This window comes from Aliiroseovarius sp. S2029, from assembly GCF_023195575.1.
In the GTDB taxonomy this organism is placed as follows: domain Bacteria; phylum Pseudomonadota; class Alphaproteobacteria; order Rhodobacterales; family Rhodobacteraceae; genus Aliiroseovarius; species Aliiroseovarius zhejiangensis.
The window spans coordinates 81,497-99,658 of sequence record NZ_JALPQE010000002.1; the positions used below are offsets into that span (position 1 = coordinate 81,497).

Annotated in this window: 16 protein-coding genes and 1 other RNA gene; 8 read left to right on the forward strand and 9 right to left on the reverse strand. The window is 61.2% G+C overall.

Annotation, left to right across the window (positions count from 1 at the left end):
• Positions 1-13: 13 nt before the first annotated feature.
• Positions 14-334 carry an ATP-dependent Clp protease adapter ClpS gene (gene clpS / locus MUY21_RS05040; RefSeq protein ID WP_191286329.1) on the reverse strand — a complete coding sequence of 107 codons (321 nt, stop codon included), beginning with the start codon at positions 332-334 and terminating at the stop codon, positions 14-16.
• A gap of 459 nt (positions 335-793) precedes the next feature.
• Between clpS and MUY21_RS05045 the strand changes: the two genes are divergently transcribed.
• On the forward strand, positions 794-2,353 hold the full coding sequence (locus tag MUY21_RS05045; RefSeq protein ID WP_282568969.1) for a D-alanyl-D-alanine carboxypeptidase family protein: 1,560 nt from the start codon (positions 794-796) through the stop codon (positions 2,351-2,353).
• Positions 2,354-2,366: 13 nt separating this feature from the next.
• On the opposite strand, the gene MUY21_RS05050 is transcribed toward MUY21_RS05045, so the two are convergent.
• The 5 genes from MUY21_RS05050 to MUY21_RS05070 form a co-directional block, all read right to left on the reverse strand.
• Positions 2,367-3,974 (reverse strand): ABC transporter ATP-binding protein, encoded by a 1,608-nt coding sequence (locus MUY21_RS05050; protein WP_248409275.1) that lies wholly within the window; start codon positions 3,972-3,974, stop codon positions 2,367-2,369.
• Positions 3,971-5,077 carry an ABC transporter permease gene (locus tag MUY21_RS05055; RefSeq protein WP_248409276.1) on the reverse strand — a complete coding sequence of 369 codons (1,107 nt, stop codon included), beginning with the start codon at positions 5,075-5,077 and terminating at the stop codon, positions 3,971-3,973. The genes MUY21_RS05050 and MUY21_RS05055 overlap by 4 nt, the downstream gene beginning before the upstream one ends.
• A gap of 2 nt (positions 5,078-5,079) precedes the next feature.
• The gene (locus MUY21_RS05060) at positions 5,080-6,162 is read right to left on the reverse strand and encodes a microcin C ABC transporter permease YejB (protein ID WP_248409277.1); all 1,083 of its coding nucleotides are present in this window, start codon (positions 6,160-6,162) and stop codon (positions 5,080-5,082) included.
• Between the two features lie 41 nt (positions 6,163-6,203).
• The gene (locus tag MUY21_RS05065; RefSeq protein ID WP_248409278.1) at positions 6,204-8,096 is read right to left on the reverse strand and encodes an extracellular solute-binding protein; all 1,893 of its coding nucleotides are present in this window, start codon (positions 8,094-8,096) and stop codon (positions 6,204-6,206) included.
• A 166-nt stretch (positions 8,097-8,262) separates the two neighbouring features.
• Positions 8,263-8,796 (reverse strand): cytochrome c family protein, encoded by a 534-nt coding sequence (locus tag MUY21_RS05070; RefSeq protein WP_248409279.1) that lies wholly within the window; start codon positions 8,794-8,796, stop codon positions 8,263-8,265.
• A gap of 119 nt (positions 8,797-8,915) precedes the next feature.
• Between MUY21_RS05070 and MUY21_RS05075 the strand changes: the two genes are divergently transcribed.
• Positions 8,916-9,749 (forward strand): prephenate dehydratase, encoded by an 834-nt coding sequence (locus MUY21_RS05075; protein ID WP_248409280.1) that lies wholly within the window; start codon positions 8,916-8,918, stop codon positions 9,747-9,749.
• A 30-nt stretch (positions 9,750-9,779) separates the two neighbouring features.
• Here the strand turns inward: MUY21_RS05075 and MUY21_RS05080 are convergent, their stop codons facing one another.
• Positions 9,780-10,259, reverse strand: coding sequence for an SRPBCC family protein (locus tag MUY21_RS05080; protein ID WP_248409281.1), 480 nt, complete (start codon positions 10,257-10,259; stop codon positions 9,780-9,782).
• Between the two features lie 43 nt (positions 10,260-10,302).
• Entirely contained in the window at positions 10,303-11,268 is a 966-nt protein-coding gene (gene nudC, locus MUY21_RS05085; protein WP_248409282.1) for an NAD(+) diphosphatase, read from the reverse strand.
• A 224-nt stretch (positions 11,269-11,492) separates the two neighbouring features.
• Here nudC and MUY21_RS05090 point away from each other — a divergent pair, with 224 nt between their 5' ends.
• The 3 genes from MUY21_RS05090 to rsgA all read left to right on the forward strand — a co-directional run bounded on the left by MUY21_RS05090 (position 11,493) and on the right by rsgA (position 14,804).
• Positions 11,493-13,403 (forward strand): bifunctional 2',3'-cyclic-nucleotide 2'-phosphodiesterase/3'-nucleotidase, encoded by a 1,911-nt coding sequence (locus MUY21_RS05090; protein ID WP_282568960.1) that lies wholly within the window; start codon positions 11,493-11,495, stop codon positions 13,401-13,403.
• Positions 13,404-13,440: 37 nt separating this feature from the next.
• An RNA gene (ffs, locus tag MUY21_RS05095) (signal recognition particle sRNA small type) lies at positions 13,441-13,538 on the forward strand.
• Positions 13,539-13,775: 237 nt separating this feature from the next.
• The gene (gene rsgA, locus MUY21_RS05100; RefSeq protein ID WP_248409283.1) at positions 13,776-14,804 is read left to right on the forward strand and encodes a ribosome small subunit-dependent GTPase A; all 1,029 of its coding nucleotides are present in this window, start codon (positions 13,776-13,778) and stop codon (positions 14,802-14,804) included.
• Between the two features lie 92 nt (positions 14,805-14,896).
• Here rsgA and MUY21_RS05105 read toward each other — a convergent pair whose 3' ends face one another.
• Positions 14,897-15,388, reverse strand: coding sequence for a protein-tyrosine phosphatase family protein (locus MUY21_RS05105; RefSeq protein ID WP_248409284.1), 492 nt, complete (start codon positions 15,386-15,388; stop codon positions 14,897-14,899).
• 108 nt (positions 15,389-15,496) lie between these two features.
• Here MUY21_RS05105 and MUY21_RS05110 point away from each other — a divergent pair, with 108 nt between their 5' ends.
• The 3 genes from MUY21_RS05110 to MUY21_RS05120 are packed head-to-tail and all read left to right on the forward strand — an operon-like array spanning position 15,497 to position 18,161.
• The gene (locus MUY21_RS05110) at positions 15,497-17,290 is read left to right on the forward strand and encodes a DNA polymerase III subunit gamma/tau (RefSeq protein WP_248409285.1); all 1,794 of its coding nucleotides are present in this window, start codon (positions 15,497-15,499) and stop codon (positions 17,288-17,290) included.
• Positions 17,290-17,760, forward strand: coding sequence for a hypothetical protein (locus MUY21_RS05115; protein WP_248409286.1), 471 nt, complete (start codon positions 17,290-17,292; stop codon positions 17,758-17,760). The genes MUY21_RS05110 and MUY21_RS05115 overlap by 1 nt, the downstream gene beginning before the upstream one ends.
• 56 nt (positions 17,761-17,816) lie before the next feature.
• A complete protein-coding gene (locus MUY21_RS05120; protein WP_248409287.1) occupies positions 17,817-18,161 on the forward strand; it encodes a YbaB/EbfC family nucleoid-associated protein in 345 nt (114 codons plus the stop codon).
• Position 18,162: the final 1 nt, after the last annotated feature.

The following is an 18,162-nucleotide window of genomic DNA, read 5'->3' on the forward strand; positions in this document are numbered from 1 at the left end:
GCCGCTGGCGCGGCTACTCCTTTTCCATGGTGCATTGCAGCGGGTGCTGGTGTTCACGCGCCAGATGCATCACCTGCGTGACCTTGGTTTCGGCCACTTCGTGCGAGAAGACACCGACCACCGCCAGCCCCTTCTTGTGCACGGTCAGCATAAGTTCAAACGCCTGTGCGTGGTTCATTCCGAAAAAGCGTTCAAGCACCATGACAACGAATTCCATCGGGGTGAAGTCGTCGTTCAGAATCAAAACCTTGTACATCGGTGGCCGTCTGGTCTTCGGCTTCGTGACCACCGCAAGGCCTGCATCTCCGTCATCGGCACCGTCGCCTTGTGACATGATGAAGGGCTGTTTGGCCATGTGGGCGTTGCTCCGATTGATGTGATTGGGCCGCTATGCACTCAGAATATATTGTCGCTGCCGCCAAAGAAAAGGGGCAAGGCGCGGTGTCTTGGGTAAGCCACATACAAAATGGATCGCAAAGTCTCAACACTTGGTTTCAAACGGCAAAACGGGCCGGGGTCCGAGACTGGTTTTCACAAAAAAATTTACCCAAGTCTCGACCCGAAAAGGACGGGTAGGAACCAAGATATAGGCCCAGGATCACGCGCCGCCACCACATATGCCGCCCGTGTCCCACAGGCCACGAATTAGCGCATTGAAAATAAGGTGTTTTCTCGCGCGCAATCTTCGTGTTACGCTGAAAAAACAAATCAGCCGGACGCAAAGATCCAGGCGATTGAGGCAGAAAAGGTGGACGACGTGCATTTACGTCCGTGGCAGTGGGCCCGTTTTGGGCTGGTTCTTGCAGTAATTCTCTGTACCGTTCAGGTTGTGCCGAAACAGGCGCATGCCGCGCCCTATGCGGCGATGGTGATTGATGCCCGCACCGGCGAGGTGCTTCATTCGCGCAACGCCGACACGCAGCTTCACCCGGCATCCCTGACCAAGATGATGACGCTTTACATCGCGTTCGAGGCCATCAAGCGCGGCGAGATTTCACCTGATACAGTGGTGACGATCACCGGCAAGGCCGCCGCCGAGCCGCCGTCAAAACTGGGTCTGCGCAAGGGCCAGAAGATCAAGTTCCGATACCTGATCCGGGCCGCGGCCGTGAAGTCCGCAAATGACGCCGCCACCGCCATCGGCATCGCGATTTCCGGCTCAGAAGCAGCCTTTGCCCGGCGCATGAACCGGACCGCAAAGGCGCTGGGCATGACGCGGACGCATTTCAAGAACGCCCATGGTCTGACCGAAAACGGGCACCTGTCAACCGCGCGTGACATGACCACGCTGGGCCGGCACCTGTTTTATGACCACCCGCAATACTACAACCTGTTTTCGCGCATCACCACGGATGCGGGGATGCGGGCGGTGTCGAACACGAATCGCCGTTTCCTGAGCAGCTATAAGGGGGCGGACGGGATCAAGACCGGATACACCCGCGCAGCCGGGTTCAACCTTGTCGCCTCGGCCGAACGCGGGTCCGAGCGGATCATCACAACCGTGTTCGGGGGTCGATCGACCGCGACGCGCAATGCCAAGGTGGCCGAACTGATGGACCTTGGCTTCCGCCGCGCGCCCAGCCGGGCCCCAGTGCGCAAGCCCGCGCTTCCGGTCTATGCCGCCGTGGACACGGATCTGGACAAACCCGGCGGCGCCGGCAAGACCATCCGCCTGATCACGGCGGTCAAGGTCAGCCCGCGCCCGACCCCGCGCCCTGTCACTCAGGATCCGGCGGCGCAGGCGCAGCTTGCGGCGCTGACCGAAAGCATCAAGGATGCGGTCGTGACGGCCATTGCCGAGCCCGAACCGGTCGTGGTGGCCGAAGCCGCACCCGCACCCGCTGCGCCTCCGGTGACCGAAACTGCTATCGAGGCTGAAGAGCCTTTGGCCGAAGTCGTCGCTTCGGCCGCGCCGGCGCGGCCCGCAATGCCCAAGGCGCAGCCACTTTTCACCGGGACCGCCGCACCGGCAAGTGCAGCGCCGGTTGCCGTTGCAGCCCCCGTGACCGTACCCACCCCGCCAGCGCGCCCCGAAGCCATCGTGCTGACTTCGCTTCAGCCGCAGGCCGAAACACCCGCCGAACCCGAAGTGGTGACGCGCATGTCGACCTCGGGCGGGCGTCACTGGGCGATCAATGTCGGGGTGCTTGGGTCACGCTATCAGGCGGAACGGACGCTGTTGAAAACCGCGTTGAAAGAGATCGACACGCTGGACGAGGCGCTGCGCAAGGTTGTGCGCCGCTCGAACGGCTGGCACGCGAATTTCGTCGGAATGACCGAAGCACAGGCCGATCTGGCTTGCCGTCGCCTGAACGCCCGCAACACGCGCTGCAAGGTGCTTGGGCCGTCCTGAACTGGCGCCTTCGTTACTCTGAAACGCCTTCTACGGCCTTGATGTCGAAGGCCGCCGCCATAAGGGCGCGAGTGTAATCGGTTTGTGGATTGTCAAAGATCTGGTCCGCCGGACCGCTTTCCACGACGTCGCCCGCACGCATCACCAGAACCTTGTGCGACAGCGCACGCACCACGCGCAGGTCGTGCGAGATGAACAGATAGGCCAGCCCGTGCTTCTTCTGCAACTCGCGCAGCAAGTCCACGATCTGCACCTGCACGGTCATGTCCAGCGCCGAGGTCGGCTCGTCCAGAACCAGAAGTTTGGGTCGCAGAATCATGGCGCGTGCAATGGCGATCCGCTGCCGCTGACCGCCAGAGAACTCGTGCGGATAGCGGTCCATCGTGGCGGGGTCCAACCCGACTTCGCGCATGATTTCGGACACCATCGCGCGCCGGTCGCGGCCCGGCTCCAGCCCGTGAACCGACAGCCCTTCGGCGATGATTTCTTCCGCCGTCATGCGTGGGGAAAGTGAGCCATAGGGGTCTTGGAACACAATCTGCATATCACGGCGCAGGGGTTGCAACTGGCGTGACTTGCGGCCCTGAATGTCCTCGCCCAGAAACACCACTGGCCCGTCCGAGCTGATCAGCCGCATCACCGCTAAGGCCAGCGTCGTCTTGCCCGACCCGCTTTCGCCCACGATCCCCACGGTTTCCCCCGCGCGGACCGAGAAGCTGGCGGCGTTCACCGCCTTCACATGCCCCACCGTGCGGCGCAGAAGCCCGCGCTGGATCGGAAACCAGATGCGCAGGTCTTTTGTCGTCGCAATCTCGGGTGCATTTTCGGGGACGGGGTCGGGGCGGCCCTGTGCCTCGGCGTTGATCAGGGTGCGGGTGTAGTCATGTTGCGGGTTGGCGAACAAGTCTGCCGTCGGCCCTTCTTCGACAATCACGCCATCCTTCATCACGCAAACCCGATCCGCGATCTTGCGCACGATGCCAAGGTCGTGGGTGATGAACAGAAGGCCCATCCCCTCGCTTTCCTTGAGGTCCGCCAGAAGATCGAGGATCTGCGCCTGAATGGTCACGTCCAGCGCGGTGGTCGGTTCGTCCGCGATCAGAAGCTCCGGCCCGTTGGCCAGCGCCATCGCGATCATCACCCGCTGGCGCTGCCCACCTGACAATTGATGCGGATAATGCGCCAGCCGCGTTTCCGCGTCACGAATGCCGACCTTGTTCAAGAGTTCCAGAATCCGCGCGCGCACCGCGTCGCCTTTCAACCCCTGATGCAGTTCAATCGACTCGGTCAACTGCTTTTCGATTGTGTGCAGCGGGTTCAACGATGTCATCGGTTCCTGAAAAATGAAGCTGATATCGTTGCCGCGCACGTCACGCAGGGTCGCGGGCGAGGCGCCGATCATCTCGCGCCCGTCATAGGTGATCGACCCGCTGATCTGCGCGCTGTCGGGCAGAAGCGACACGGTCGACAGGGCGGTGACGGATTTGCCCGAGCCGCTTTCGCCCACGATGGCGACGGTTTCGCCTTTGTTCACCTGGAAGCTGACACCACGCACGGCGGGGTGAAGCTCTCCGTCCTGACGGAAGCCGACATGCAGGTCTTTGACGTTCAGAACGCTCATTGAAAGGTCTTTCGCGGGTCAAACGCGTCGCGCACGCCTTCGAAGATGAAGACAAGCAGCGACAGCAGGATTGAGAAGGTCAGGAATGCGGTGAAGCCCAGCCAAGGTGCTTGCAGATTGGCCTTGGCTTGGCGTGTCAACTCGCCCAGAGACGGGGCGGACGAGGGCAGGCCGAACCCCAGAAAATCCAGTGTGGCCAGGGTCGAGATCGTGCCGGTGATGATGAAGGGCAGCATGGTCAGCGTGGCCACCATGGCATTGGGCAGCACGTGGCGAAACATGATGACGCGGTTTGCCACGCCAAGGGCGCGCGCGGCGCGGACATATTCGAAGTTGCGCGCGCGCAGGAACTCGGCGCGGACGACGCCCACCAAAGCGGGCCAGCCGAACAGCACGGTCACAAAGACCAGCAGCCAGAAACTTCGCCCCAGGATCGCGAACAGGATGATGATCACGTAAAGCGATGGCGTCGAGCTCCAGATTTCTAGAATACGCTGAAAGACAAGATCCACCCAGCCGCCAAAATACCCCTGAACCGCGCCCGCCGCGATGCCGATGATCGAGGTCAGGACCGTAACAATGATGGTGAAAAACACCGACAGCCGGAAACCATAGATCACCCGCGCCGCCACATCGCGCGACGTGTCATCTGTGCCCAGGATGTTCTGACTGGTGGGGGGCGATGGCACCGCGCCGCCCGTGTCCACGATGGTCGTATAGCTGTAGGGAATGGGAGGCCAGATCAGCCAACCCTTGTCGATCTCGGTCCCGTTCACCACGCCTGTCTCTGCCTGCGCGATCACGTCCTCGGGGTCGTCCCAGCAATCTTCCAGCCCGCCAGATTTGATCAGGCATTGCACCTCGATATCGTCGTAGTTCGCCTCGGTCCGGAAATCGCCGCCAAAGGTCGTTTCGGGGTAGAACTTGAAAATCGGCGCATAAAGTTCGCCCTGATAGCTGACGAGGATGGGTTTGTCGTTGGCAAGAAACTCGGCCAGCAGCGACAGGCCAAACAGGATGCAGAACAGGATCAGCGACCAGAAGGCACGGCCATTTCGGCGGAAATTGCGCCAGCGGCGTTGATTGAGGGGGGAAAGCGCCATCGTCAGACCTCGCGCCCTTCAAAGTCGATGCGCGGATCGACGAAGACATACATGAGGTCCGACAGGATACCGACCAGAAGGCCGATCAGGCCAAAGACGAACAGTGTGCCGAAGATGACGGGGTAATCGCGCTGCAACGCCGCCTCGAACCCCAGTCGGCCAAGTCCGTCCAGCGAGAACAGCGTTTCGATAATGACCGAGCCGCCGAAAAAGACGCCAAGGAATACTGCCGGGAAGCCCGCGATTACGATCAACATCGCGTTGCGGAAGACGTGACCATACAGAACACGGTGTTCGGTCAGCCCCTTGGCGCGGGCTGTCACAACGTATTGCTTCTTGATCTCGTCCAGAAAGCTGTTCTTGGTCAGCAGCGTCAGGGTTGCGAAACTTGCGATGGTCGATGCGAGCACCGGCAGCGTGATGTGCCAGAAGTAATCCACGATCTTGCCCCAAAGGCTCAGCTCGCTCCAATTGTCCGAGGTCAGGCCGCGCAGCGGGAACCATTGCAGGTATGACCCGCCTGCGAAGACGACGAGCAGAAGGATCGCGAACAAAAAGCCGGGGATGGCATAGGCCACGATGATCACGCCCGATGTCCAGGTGTCGAATTTTGACCCGTCACGCACGGCCTTGCGCACACCCAGCGGGATCGAGATGAGATAAGCGATGACCGTGGACCACAGCCCCAGCGTGATCGAAACGGGCAATTTTTCGGCCACAAGCTCGAACACGCCGATGGACCGGAAATAACTTTCCCCGAAATCGAACCGCACATAGTTCCACAGCATCGAAAAGAAACGCTCGACCGGGGGTTTGTCGAAGCCGAATTCCTTTTCCAGATCGGCAATAAACTCTGGCGGTAAACCCCGCGCGCCCAGATAACGTTCATCCCCGCCGCCGCCTGCACCTGCATCTGCACCGCCTCCGGCGATGGTGGCGAACACGTCGCCTTCGCCCTCCATCTGGGCGATGATCTGTTCGATGGGGCCACCGGGAACAAACTGGGTCAGCGTGAAGTTGATCACCATGATCCCGAAAAGGGTCGGGATGATCAGAAGAAGCCTGCGCAGAATATATGCGCCCATTTGGGTCTCGCTCTCTTATTCGTGCCGTGGTCGTGCGCGGCCTAGCGCAGCACGCCGTCTGCCTTCAGTTTTTCTGCTTTTTCTGCGTTAAACCACCAAAAGTCCAGATAGCCCAGATCATAGGGCGGAATGGGGTCGGGGTGTTCGAACTGGTCGTAATAGGCGACCGTGTGCTTGTTCTTGTACCACTGCGGCACAACGATCCGCATCGCGCGCATCACCCGGTCCAGCGCCTTGGTCGCGGTGACCAGCTCTTCCTTGGTATCGGCGTTGCGCACGACTTCGATCAGCGCATCCACTGCCGGATCCGCCACCCCGGGGGAGTTGAAGACGGAAACAGCCGCATCCTCGGAGCCGAAAGCCTGCGCCAGATTGCTGCCGGGTTCATTGCCGAAGGCCAGTTGGTCGGTGATGATGTCGTAATCGAACGCATAGCGACGATCGACGAACTGCGAGGTATCCACCCGGTTCAACACTGCATCAACCCCGATCTTCCGCAGGTTTTCCACGTAAGGCGTAATCACCCGGTCGAAGGTGGGCGAGAAGGTCAGAAACTCGACCTTCAGCGTATTGCCTGCCGAGTTTCGGCGCATCCCGTCATTGCCGACAGTCCAGCCTGCGTCCTCCAGCAGGCGCGAGGCTTCGCGGGCGTTGCGCCGGTCAAACTGCTTGTTGCCGGATGTGGGGGCCATGATGGCTTCGCCCAACGCACCGTCTGGCAATTTGTCGGCCAAGGGGTCCAGCAAGGCCAGTTCTTCTGGCGATGGCAGTCCCGTCGCTTCGAGATAGGAGTTTTCGGCAAAGCTGTTTACCCGCTCGTATAGGCCATAGAACAGCGCCTCGTTCGACCAGGTGAAGTTGAACATCAACCCGATGGCCTGGCGCACGCGAATGTCCTGAAATTTCTCGCGGCGCAGGTTGAAGACGAAGCCCTGACCCGAGGCCTGGTTGCCGTCATCCAGTTCGGCCTTGATCACATGGCCGGACTTCACCGCCGGAAAATCATACGAGGTCGCCCATTCCTTCGAGCTGTTTTCGATGCGGAATGTATAGCTGCCGGATGAAAACCCCTCCATCGCGGCGTTGCTGTCGGCGAAGTATTCAACCCGGATCGTATCAAAGTTCCAGCGCCCCTTGTTGATCGGCAGGTCCGCCCCCCAGTAATCGGGGTTGCGTTTGTAGACGATGCGCTGATTGATCTGATAGCTGTCCAGCGCATAGGGGCCGGTGGCCATCGCCTGTTCCAGGCGGCTTTCATCCAACCGCGCGCCGGTTTCCTCGAACCACGCTTTCGACAACACCGGGGTGGCACCTGCCTGCCCGATACGGTCGCGGACGGACGAGTCCGGATTGAAGGTGAATTTGACACGCTGCGCATCCAGCGCCTCGACGCCCGAGATGATCCGGCTGACGCCTTCGCGGAAGCTGATCAGCCCCTGTTCCATGAACAGGTCGTGGGTAAAGACCACGTCTTCGGCCGTGACTGGCGTGCCATCGGCAAAGCGGGCTTCTGGGCGCAGGGTGAAGATGACCCAGCTTTGATCTTCCGGGTATTCCAGACTTTCGGCCAGCAGGCCATAGGATGTGCCGATCTCGTCCGCGGTGCCGGTCATCAGCCGTTCGACATTGCTGGACGCCAGCGCCCCCGGAACCCCCTTGCGGGCATAGGGATTGAAGCTGTCAAAGGTGCCGCTTTCCGAGGCTATGACGATCTCGCCGCCCTTCGGCGCATCGGGGTTCACATAGTCAAGATGAGTGAAATCCGGGCCGTATTTCGGAACGCCGAAATAGGAATAGGCATGTGATTTGATGGTCGTCTCGGCCCCGGCACCCAAAGGCAGAAACAAAAGCACCAGCCCCGTAAGGACGCCTTGCAAAGCCTGCCTGCGCGTTGGGAAAACAGTGGCGATGGTGCGGGGCCGGGCTGGCTTCATCGGGATCTCCTTCAGCGGATCGACGAAAATCGTTTTGAATAAGCTAAAGGGGGTGCCCGATAAACTGCAAGGCGCGATTTGGTGATCGGGCGAAATCTGTGGCGCGTTGCAAAGAAAAAAGGCCGCCCCGGTTCAGGGCGGCCCATAAACACTTGTATCTCAGCGGTTAGCCGCCAATGGTTTGCAGATAGGCGATCAGATTTGCGCGATCTTCTTCTTTCTTCAAACCGGCATAGGTCATCTTGTTGCCCGGTGCATAGGCTTTCGGGTTGGCCAGCCATTCGTTCAGCTCGTCAGCCGTCCAGCTTCCGTCAAGACCGGCCAAAGCGTCGGAATAGTTGAAGTCGGCGACATTCGCGATCTCACGATCAACGATGCCATACAGGTGCGGTCCGGTGCCGTTGGCGCCATCTTCCAGCTTGTGACAGGCGCGGCATTTGCCCCAGACCTTTTCACCCTTGGCCGGATCGGCAGCGGCCAGCAGATCGGCAAAGGGCACGGCCTCTTCCTCTTCCTCGGCTTCGCCGCCATCCGTTTCGGTTGCGATCACATAGCCGGTCTGGGTGTGACCGTCTTCGCCACCGTGGCCACCGGCCTCGGTCGAATACAGACTGTCTGCCGCCCAGGAGCCCAGCAGGAAGAACAGGAGGGCACCGATTACAGCGGCCCCGGCTTTCGTCATTGTCATTGTGTCGAACATGTCGCGTTCCGTCTCATCCAAAGTCAAAAGCCTTCTAGCCGCTTCCATTGCCATGTTTCAAGCGATATGAGGCGCGATGTGTTGCACTTTAACGCTAACCGGCAGAAGGGGGCCGCGAAATGACCAGCCGTATCGCCTTTCAGGGGGAACCCGGCGCTTATTCGCACGAGGCCTGCCTGGCCGCTCGCCCTGACCTGGACCCGATGCCCTGCGAATCCTTTGAAGAGGTGATCGCAGCGGTGCGCGGCGGGACAGCCGATCAGGCGATGCTGCCGATTGAAAACACCACCTATGGCCGGGTTGCCGACATTCACCGCCTGCTGCCCGAAAGCGGGTTGCACATCCTGGACGAGGCTTTCGTGCGCGTGCGCATCAGCTTGCTTGGTTTGCCCGGGGCGAAGGTGGACGACATCAAGACCGTGCGCGCCCATTTGGTGCTGATCCCACAATCGGCGGCGTTCCTGAAAAGCCACGGCATACGCGGGGTTTCTGCGGCTGACAGCGCGGGGGCGGCGGCGAAGCTCGCCCGGACAAAGGCTGAAGGCGAGGGCGTTCTTGCCTCGGCCCTGGCTGCCGAAATCTACGGGCTGGATGTGCTGGCCGAAGATGTGGAAGACCATGGCCACAACACGACACGCTTTGTGATCATGGGGCGTGAAGCCGATCACAGGCGGCGTGGCGACCATGGCATGATGACAACCTTTGTGTTCGAAGTGCGCAACATCCCTGCGGCGCTTTATAAGGCGATGGGCGGGTTTGCGACCAATGGCGTGAACATGACCAAGCTGGAAAGCTATATGGTGGACGGATCCTTCACCGCGACACGCTTTTACGCCGATATCGAGGGCCACCCGGACGACCGCCCGGTGCAGCTTGCGCTGGAGGAGTTGGCCTATTTCACCTCGTCGCTGGACATTCTGGGCGTCTATCCCCGCGATCCTGCCCGGGACTGATTCCGAGCCTGTCTGACCCCGGGTCGCGGGTCAGCGAATAGGGTGGGCAGTGGTCCGGTACCGGTTTTCGATCGACATGGCGTATTTTGCCACCCGCTTGCGATAGCGTTTTACCAGCGAGGCACGCGCCAGTTTCATGGACTGCAACAGCAGCCGCGCCGGAATGGTTCTGGGCCGCATGTCGATGCTCATGATCATACGGGTGCGGTTGCGTGACAGCGACAAAAGTTCGACCTCGACCGTGGCCTCGATCCCCGAGATTTTCGAGAACAGCTCGATCTGGTGCGGTGCCTCATATGTTTTCAGCAGCATATCCGCCGTTCGAATGCGGTTGCGATACGGAAAAGCGGCGTGCCAGGTCATACCCTGCCTCGGTGCCGTCAGGGTGTCGGTGCGCGTCACCTCGGCCCCGCGGCGCAGGGCGGCACGTTCCATACTGTCGAAATCCGACACGGCTTCGAACACCTGCTCCAACGTGGCCTCGATGTCTTCGCGGGTCTTGAACTTCATGCGGGTCTCATTGGTTTCGGACGATCCTGCATCGGTTTTGGTCTTAATCCAGCCGGTCTGCAAGCCAGTTTGTCAGCAGAAAATGGGCAATGGAGCCTTTTCTGGCCGGCATCATATCAGGGTTTTGGCCGGCGAACACCTCAAGCATATCCTCGCGCGTGACCCAGCGTGCCTGTTCCAGCTCGTCAGGGTCGATCGAGATCTGCGTGGTGGTGGCCATCCCCCGGGTGCCGATCATCAGCGATGACGGATAGGGCCAGGGCTGCGAGGCCAGATAGTCGACCGCACCGACACGCACGCCGGTTTCTTCAAACACCTCGCGGCGGGTGGCGGCTTCGATCGTCTCGCCCGGCTCCATGAACCCGGCCAGCAGCGAGAACATTCCCCTGGGCCACAAGGCATTGCGCCCGATCAGGACGGTGTTGCCATGGGTGATCAGCATGATGACAACCGGATCGGTGCGCGGAAAATGGGGCCGCGCGCAGTCCGGGCAATCGCGTTGCCAGCCTGCTTGCACGGGGGTGCTTTTCGCCCCGCAATTGGCGCAGAATCCATGAATGCGGTGCCATTCCAGGATGCTGCGGGCGGTGGCGGCGATCTCGGCCTCAAGCGGGGTCAGGTGCGCCATGACGCCGCGCAATTCGCCAAATCCGCTTGTGTCGGCGGTGTCTGGAAACCGCTGCCAAGTCTGATCGAAAAAAACGGTGGGATCGAGGGCGTCGCCCTCGGCCTCCCAGTCCGAGACATCCAGCGCGAACAGCGGGCCCTGCGGATCGCGACCCAGAAAGACCAGCCCCTTCTGGCGTGCCGCCAGTATAGGGTGATCCAAGGTCAGGAAGGCCAGCGCAAACCTGTGATCCGGTCCCTGGTCGATCAGCGGCTTGCCGCGCCAGAGCGGTAGGACACGCGCGTTGCGGGCCATCCGCGCAAGCTCTGCGGCGTCATTGCGCAGCTCGGTGGCGCGGTCCAGACGCCCGGTGCCGAAGGTCACTTGTTCGGCAATTTTCATGCTCACCTCTGATGCGGTCCCGTTGCGTTTCGGACAAGCTAGCAGGACGTAGTCGCATATAACATGGGCAAAACAGGGCGATCCGACCAAGCGGTTTCGCTGGCAGACAGAAAGGCACGTTAAAGTTGCGTAAAGCATCTTTCAAAACACCCAAGAATGTTTTTCAATGCTTGAAGCGAGAATCCAGAAGGGCCGAACTTGAGCAGGCAAAAGGAACATTGGCATTGACGCGTGTCGAACAGTGCGTCGAACGGGTCGTTCCGGTGCGCGCCCGGTTGCGTATTCTCGCAACCACGGACCTGCACATGCACATTCTACCCTATGACTATCTGGCAGACCGACCCGTGGAGGGCTGGGGGCTGACCAACACCGCAGATCTGATTGCACAGGCGCGGGCGGAAGAACCGAACACCATTCTGTTGGACAACGGGGATTTTCTGCACGGCACGGCAATGGGCGATCTGGTGGTCGAGCAATATCGCGCCGCGAGCGGGGCGGATGCCCCCGTGGTGCATCCGATGATCGCGGCGATGGAACATCTTGGATATGATGCGGCGACCTTGGGCAACCATGATTTTGACCGGGGCGTGGCGGTGTTGTTCGATGCCATCGAACAGGCCGGGTTTCCCATTGTCTCGGCCAATACCATCCTGCGCCGGGCCGCAACGCCCTTGCAGGATGCCACGCTGGTCCCGCCTTTCGCCCTGCTGAACCGCCGGATTTCCGACGCAGATGGCGTCATGCGTGATATCCGCATCGGTGTGATTGGGTTCCTGCCACCCGGATCGTTGAAGCTTGGTCACAACTCGGGAACCGCGCCGCAGACCCGTGACATCATCCAGACAGCGCGCTGTTTCGTGCCTTATCTGAAAGCGCGGGGGGCGGATATTATCGTGGCGCTGGCGCATTCCGGGCTAGGGGATGACGTTCATCGCGACGGGATGGAGAACGCCTTGCGCCCCCTGTCGCGTGTTGCCGGGATCGACGCCATCGTCGGGGGGCATTCCCATCAGGTGTTTCCAGACCCCGATGCGCCAGATTTGCGGCCAGACGGGCTGTGTGACCGGTTGAACCATGTGCCGACCATCGTGCCGGGGTTCTGGGGGTCGCATCTTGGGGTGATCGACCTTGATCTGACGCGGGATGTCCGTGGTTGGACAGTGGCCGCGGGACACGCCGCGTTGCGCAAGGTTGCGGGGGCAAAGGCCGCTGGCACCGCGTCTGGCACAGTGCGGCCGTTTCCAAACTGGGTTCAGCACCTGCATGAAAGCACGTTAAACCATATGCGCACCCCGATTGCCCGCTGCACCACGGATCTGGACAATTATTTCGCGCTTGTCGGCGGCGATTGCGCCACACGGCTTGTGCAAGAGGCGATGCTGGCCCATGCGCGACAGCTGCAAGCCGACAGGTTGGGCAGCGATTTGCCCGTTCTGGCATCAAGCGCGCCCTTCAAATCCGGCGGGCTGGCGGGGCCGCAATACTATTCGTGCGTGCGCGCGGGGCGGATGACCCTGCGAAGCTTGTCCGACCTCTATGTGTTTCCGAACGAACTGATGCTGGTCCGGGCGACCGGCGCGTATCTGCGGCATTGGCTGGAGCGGTCGGCCAGCCTGTTCAACCAGGTGTTGCCGGGGGAACGGGCCGTGTGGCTGAAAGATGACGGAACACCCGGCTATCTGCTGGAAAGCGTGCTTGGTCTGACCTATCGGATCGACCTGCGCCAACCGGCGCGCTTCACGCCAGAGGGGGCACCCTTGGGGCTGAGCGGCGGTCGGATCGTCGATCTGCGCCACCAGGGACGCCGGGTGCGCGACAAAGATGAGTTTCTGCTGGCCACCAGCGATTTTCGCGCCTGCGGTGGTGGCGGATTTCCCGAAGCGCCGGAAGATCGCCGCGTGCCCATGCCGCCCTTGCCGATCCGGGATGTGCTGAAAGCACATGTGCAGCGGGTCGGGCTGGTCCGTATTCCGCAGGATCCGATCTGGCGGTTTTGCGAGGTTGCGGGCGCCAGCGTCCGGTTCAAGTCGTCGCCCGATGCCCGCCATGCAACCGTGCGATACCCGTGGTTGCCGATCCGCAATGTGCAAACCCACGATGCAGGTGGCTTTGCACATTACGAGATGGAACTCTGAGGCTTGCATCGGACAAGGCGGCCTCATATATGAAGGGCGAGAGGTTGGCGCGGGCAGGCGCCTCGCCAATCTGGTCAGGTCCGGAAGGAAGCAGCCACAACGAGCCCCGCTTGGGTCGTGTTCAGCCTCTCACCCAGTTTCAATTACAACGCAATTGAAACTCCGACTGGCGAAACGAAGTTTTGCCAAAGCGAAACACCCGGTCCCGACCATCGAAGGCGCGGGCGAATGAACGGAGGGATATCATGATTGCCACCACCCCCCTTCGGGCAGGAATTTGCTAAGCGGGTATATCCCCTTTCTGCCTGAGCACGCACATCCCAAGCCGCTTTTGCGCGCGGGGTGAAACGCCATGCTGAAACAGGCAAACCAATGACATATCAATTGACGGACCTTGGATGGTCGTCCTTCTTTCAGACCCAGCGCGAGGCCGCGCCGGAGCTGACCCCTTACCGGATTACCGAAATTCACCGCAGCCGCATGACCGCACTGGGCGAGGCGGGCGAGGCGACGCTGACCTCGCCCAGACTGGCGGCAGGAGAGCTGGCGGTGGGAGACTGGGTGCTGGTTGACCCAGAAATGCGGATCCAGCAGGTGCTGGAGCGGAAATCTCTGCTGCAACGGCGCGCGGCGGGGACCGATGCACAGACGCAGTTGATCGCGTCGAATGTCGACACGTTATTCATCGTGACCTCGTGCAACGAGGATTTCAACATTGCCCGGATCGAACGGTTTCTGGCGCTGGCTCATGAGGCCGGGTGCTATCCCGTGTTGGTCCTGACCAAGGCCGATCTGTGCGACGATGCCCGCGCGTTCGAGGCCGAGGCACAGGCGCTGGACCCGATGCTGACCATCCTGACGGTGAATGCCCGTGAGGCGTCAGCCGCCGAGGCCGTCGCGGCCTGGTGCAAACCGCCGCAGACCGCGGCCTTCATCGGGTCATCCGGTGTAGGGAAAACCACGCTGACCAACGCGTTGACCGGGGGGGATGCCGCCACCGGTGGCATCCGCGAAGACGACGCCAAAGGCCGGCACGTGACCACCGCGCGCAGTATGCATCCCATGCGGAACGGTGGCTGGATCATCGACATGCCGGGGATGCGCGCCCTGCGTTTGCTGGATACGCGTGAAGGGATCGACAGTGTGTTCGATGACCTGGCCGAGCTGGAAGCCCGGTGCAAATTCTCTGATTGTGCCCACGACACCGAGCCGGGATGCGCCGTGCGCGCGGCCATCGAGGATGGAGAGTTGGACCCGGAGCGGTTGCAACGCTGGCGAAAGCTGCGGTCAGGCGAGGCCAAGAACACCGAGACCATCGCGGAAAGCCGGGCGCGGGAGCGGAAATTCTCGAAAATGGTGAAAGGCGTTGTGAAAGGGTCTGGCAAACGCAAGGGGCGGTAGCGGGTCTTGGGCGGAGGGGCCTTGCCCCTCTGCGCGTGCGCGCATTCACCCCAGGATATTTTTGGCCAGAAGAAGCCCGGATATGGGTGGGATCAGCGCCCTGCCCGGGTGGCCCAGAGCATTTGCGCGTCCGTTTCGACGGCGCAGGGGCGCGTGCGGCGCAGGCGTGACAGGGCGGTGTCCGGTGGTTCGCCATGCTCGACCATCAGGCGCAGAAGGATCATGCCTGATCGTCCGCATCCGCCCTTGCAATGGGCCAGCACTTTGCCGCCCGAGGCCAGGCTGGCATGAGCGAAGCGTGAGGCATTGGTCCATGTCTCGCGGGTTTCCGCCTTCGGGGTGCCGAAATCGGGGATGGGCAGGTGGTGCCACGCGATGCTGGCCTTGGTCAGATCAGCCGGCAGGCTGGATGCGCCATATGCAGCCATTTCTGCAGCGGTTGTCAGGGACAGGACGAGCGATGGGTGCCAGTCCCGGATCACCCCGAGGTCTTCTGAATAGCTGCCCCAACGTCCTGGAAGTGGACAAACGCCCAGATACCCGTGTCCCAGGGCGAGGTCTGAGATGGTGAAATTGTTCGGCATAATTGGCGTTTATCATGTGGGCAGGGTCGATCCAATCAGAGTTCGGTGGACGCCGTGTGATGCCCGGCCTAATCTGGCCCGGAACCGAATCCGGCACCGAAGGGTCATATGTCAGACGCAGCTTCCTCAGATACGCCAAAGGCAAAGCCCTATCAGGTTCTGGCCCGCAAATACCGCCCTGAAACCTTCGCCGATCTTGTTGGGCAAGAGGCAATGGTGCGCACGCTGAAAAATGCGTTCGAGGCGGACCGGATCGCTCAGGCTTTCGTGATGACGGGCATTCGTGGCGTGGGCAAGACGACCACGGCCCGGATCATCGCCAAGGGGATGAACTGTGTTGGGCCGGACGGGCAGGGTGGCCCGACGGTCGAGCCTTGCGGCCAGTGCGAACATTGCGTGGCGATTGCCGAAGGACGCCATGTCGACGTGATGGAGATGGATGCGGCCTCGCGCACCGGGGTGGATGATATCCGCGAAATCATCGACAGCGTGCATTACCGGGCGGCGTCGGCGCGGTATAAGATCTATATCATCGACGAGGTTCACATGCTGTCGAAGAACGCGTTCAACGCGCTTCTGAAGACGCTGGAAGAACCCCCGGCGCATGTGAAATTCATCTTTGCCACGACCGAAATCCGCAAGGTACCGGTGACGGTGCTGAGCCGGTGTCAGCGGTTTGACCTGCGCCGGATCGAGCCCGAGGACATGCTGGCCATGTTGCGCCGGATTGCCGATGCCGAGGGGGCGGCCATTGCCGATGATGCGCTGGCCCTGATCACGCGGGCGGCTGAGGGATCGGCGCGCGATGCGCAGTCTCTGTTGGATCAGGCGATCAGCCATGGCGCCGGAGAAACCACCGCCGATCAAGTGCGCGCCATGCTGGGTCTGGCGGATCGGGGCCGGGTTCTGGACCTGATGGATTTCATCGTGAAGGGGGATGCAGCGGGTGCGCTGGTCGAACTTGGCGGGCAATATGCTGACGGGGCCGACCCGATGGCCGTCCTGCGTGATCTGGCCGAGGTGTCGCATTGGGTCAGTGTGATCAAGATCACCCCTGAGGCGGTGGAAGATCCCACCATATCCCTGGACGAACGTCGTCGGGGCCAGACCATGGCCGACGCCTTGCCGATGCGGGTTCTGTCGCGGATGTGGCAGATGCTTCTGAAAGCGATCGAAGAGGTCTCTGCCGCGCCCAACGCGATGATGGCGGCCGAAATGGCGATCATTCGGCTGACTCATGTGGCCGATCTGCCGACGCCGGAAGAACTGGTGCGCAAGCTGAAAGATCAGCCTGTGCCGCCAGCGGGGCCGTCGGGGGGTGCGCCTGCGCCATCAGGCGACGGGGCGCCGATGGGGCAGGGCTCTGCTGCCCCCCGGTTGTCGGGCAGTCCGGGAGGGACGGGTGCGGGGTCGTCCGGATCAGGCGCGACCGCTTTGGCCGTGTCGCAGCAGCCCGAAAACGCCTTGGCGCGGTATGCAAGGTTTGAGGATGTGATCGAGTTGATCCGGGCCAACCGCGACGTGCAGTTGTTGGTCGAGGTGGAAGGCGGTGTGCGTCTGGCGGCCTATGCGCCGGGGCGGATCGAGTTCACGCCAAGCGAAGAGGCGCGATCCGATCTGGCCGCCCGCCTGGCCCAGCGGTTGCAGGTTTGGACCGGGGTGCGCTGGGGCGTGACACTGGTCAACGGGTGCGAGGCTGCGACCATCACAGAAACCCGGGATGGTGAAAAGCGCGCACTGGAAGAGGAAGCCGCAGCGCACCCGCTGGTGCAGGCGGTGATCGCGCAGTTTCCGAAAGCACGGATCACTGAGATTCGCACCGCCGACGACATCGCGGATGTGGCCGCAGCCGAGGCGTTGCCCGAGGTCGAGGATGAATGGGATCCGTTCGAAGAAGAATAATGCAGACACCGACACGTTCCGAGATTGCGATACTGGAAGAGGTCAAATCCCTTGCCGTTGAGTATTATCACCTGACCGGCAAGCCGCTGGGTGTCACGGGCGAGATTGCCGAAATGGAAGCAGCGAGGCTGCTTGGTCTGGATCTTGCCGAGGCGCGCACCGCCGGTTTCGACGCGTATCGCACAAGAAAAGACAGAAAAGAGAAAATCCAGATCAAGGGACGATGGAAGAAGGACGGGACGTCCTGGGGCAGGGTGTCGAAAATAAACACGGATCAGGAGTTTGACGCCGTCCGGCTTGTGCTAATGCATGGAAACTATGATGTCTTTGAGATCTGGGAAGCCTCTCGCGACGATGTCGTCAAGCGGCTTGATGCGCCTGGGTCCAAAGCGCGCAACCAACGCAGGTCGATGGGGGTTTCGCAGTTCAAGTCGATCGCGGAGCTTGTCTGGTTCAGCCGTGCCTTGTAAGCCCCACCTGCGGACCGTATTTAAGACGGAACCACGAGATTTTTAAGGAGCATGAGATGCTGAAGGGATTGGGTGGTCTTGGCGACATGGCCAAGATGATGAAAGCCGCGCAAGAGATGCAGACCAAGATGGCGGATCTGCAGGAAAGTCTGTCCACAATGACCGTTGTGGGGGAAAGCGGCGCGGGTCTGGTCAGGGCGACGGCCACCGCCAAGGGTGTGCTGACGGGGCTGGATATCGACCCCTCGATCTTCAATCCGGACGAAAAGGAAGTGGTCGAGGATCTGATCCTGGCCGCGATCAAGGACGCACAATCCAAGGCGCAGGAACGTAGCGAAAGCGAGATGTCGCGACTGACTGAAGAGCTTGGTCTGCCCAAGGACATGAACCTGCCCTTCTAGG

Coding starts and splice junctions, on each gene's coding strand:
- MUY21_RS05050 (WP_248409275.1), bottom strand. CDS start 3,974: ATGAGCGTTCTGAACGTCAAAGACCTGCATGTCGGCTTCCGTCAGGAC.
- MUY21_RS05060 (WP_248409277.1), bottom strand. CDS start 6,162: ATGGGCGCATATATTCTGCGCAGGCTTCTTCTGATCATCCCGACCCTT.
- clpS (WP_191286329.1), bottom strand. CDS start 334: ATGTCACAAGGCGACGGTGCCGATGACGGAGATGCAGGCCTTGCGGTG.
- MUY21_RS05080 (WP_248409281.1), bottom strand. CDS start 10,259: ATGAAGTTCAAGACCCGCGAAGACATCGAGGCCACGTTGGAGCAGGTG.
- MUY21_RS05120 (WP_248409287.1), top strand. CDS start 17,817: ATGCTGAAGGGATTGGGTGGTCTTGGCGACATGGCCAAGATGATGAAA.
- rsgA (WP_248409283.1), top strand. CDS start 13,776: ATGACATATCAATTGACGGACCTTGGATGGTCGTCCTTCTTTCAGACC.
- MUY21_RS05075 (WP_248409280.1), top strand. CDS start 8,916: ATGACCAGCCGTATCGCCTTTCAGGGGGAACCCGGCGCTTATTCGCAC.
- MUY21_RS05055 (WP_248409276.1), bottom strand. CDS start 5,077: ATGGCGCTTTCCCCCCTCAATCAACGCCGCTGGCGCAATTTCCGCCGA.
- MUY21_RS05070 (WP_248409279.1), bottom strand. CDS start 8,796: ATGTTCGACACAATGACAATGACGAAAGCCGGGGCCGCTGTAATCGGT.
- MUY21_RS05105 (WP_248409284.1), bottom strand. CDS start 15,388: ATGCCGAACAATTTCACCATCTCAGACCTCGCCCTGGGACACGGGTAT.
- MUY21_RS05115 (WP_248409286.1), top strand. CDS start 17,290: ATGCAGACACCGACACGTTCCGAGATTGCGATACTGGAAGAGGTCAAA.
- MUY21_RS05110 (WP_248409285.1), top strand. CDS start 15,497: ATGTCAGACGCAGCTTCCTCAGATACGCCAAAGGCAAAGCCCTATCAG.
- nudC (WP_248409282.1), bottom strand. CDS start 11,268: ATGAAAATTGCCGAACAAGTGACCTTCGGCACCGGGCGTCTGGACCGC.
- MUY21_RS05065 (WP_248409278.1), bottom strand. CDS start 8,096: ATGAAGCCAGCCCGGCCCCGCACCATCGCCACTGTTTTCCCAACGCGC.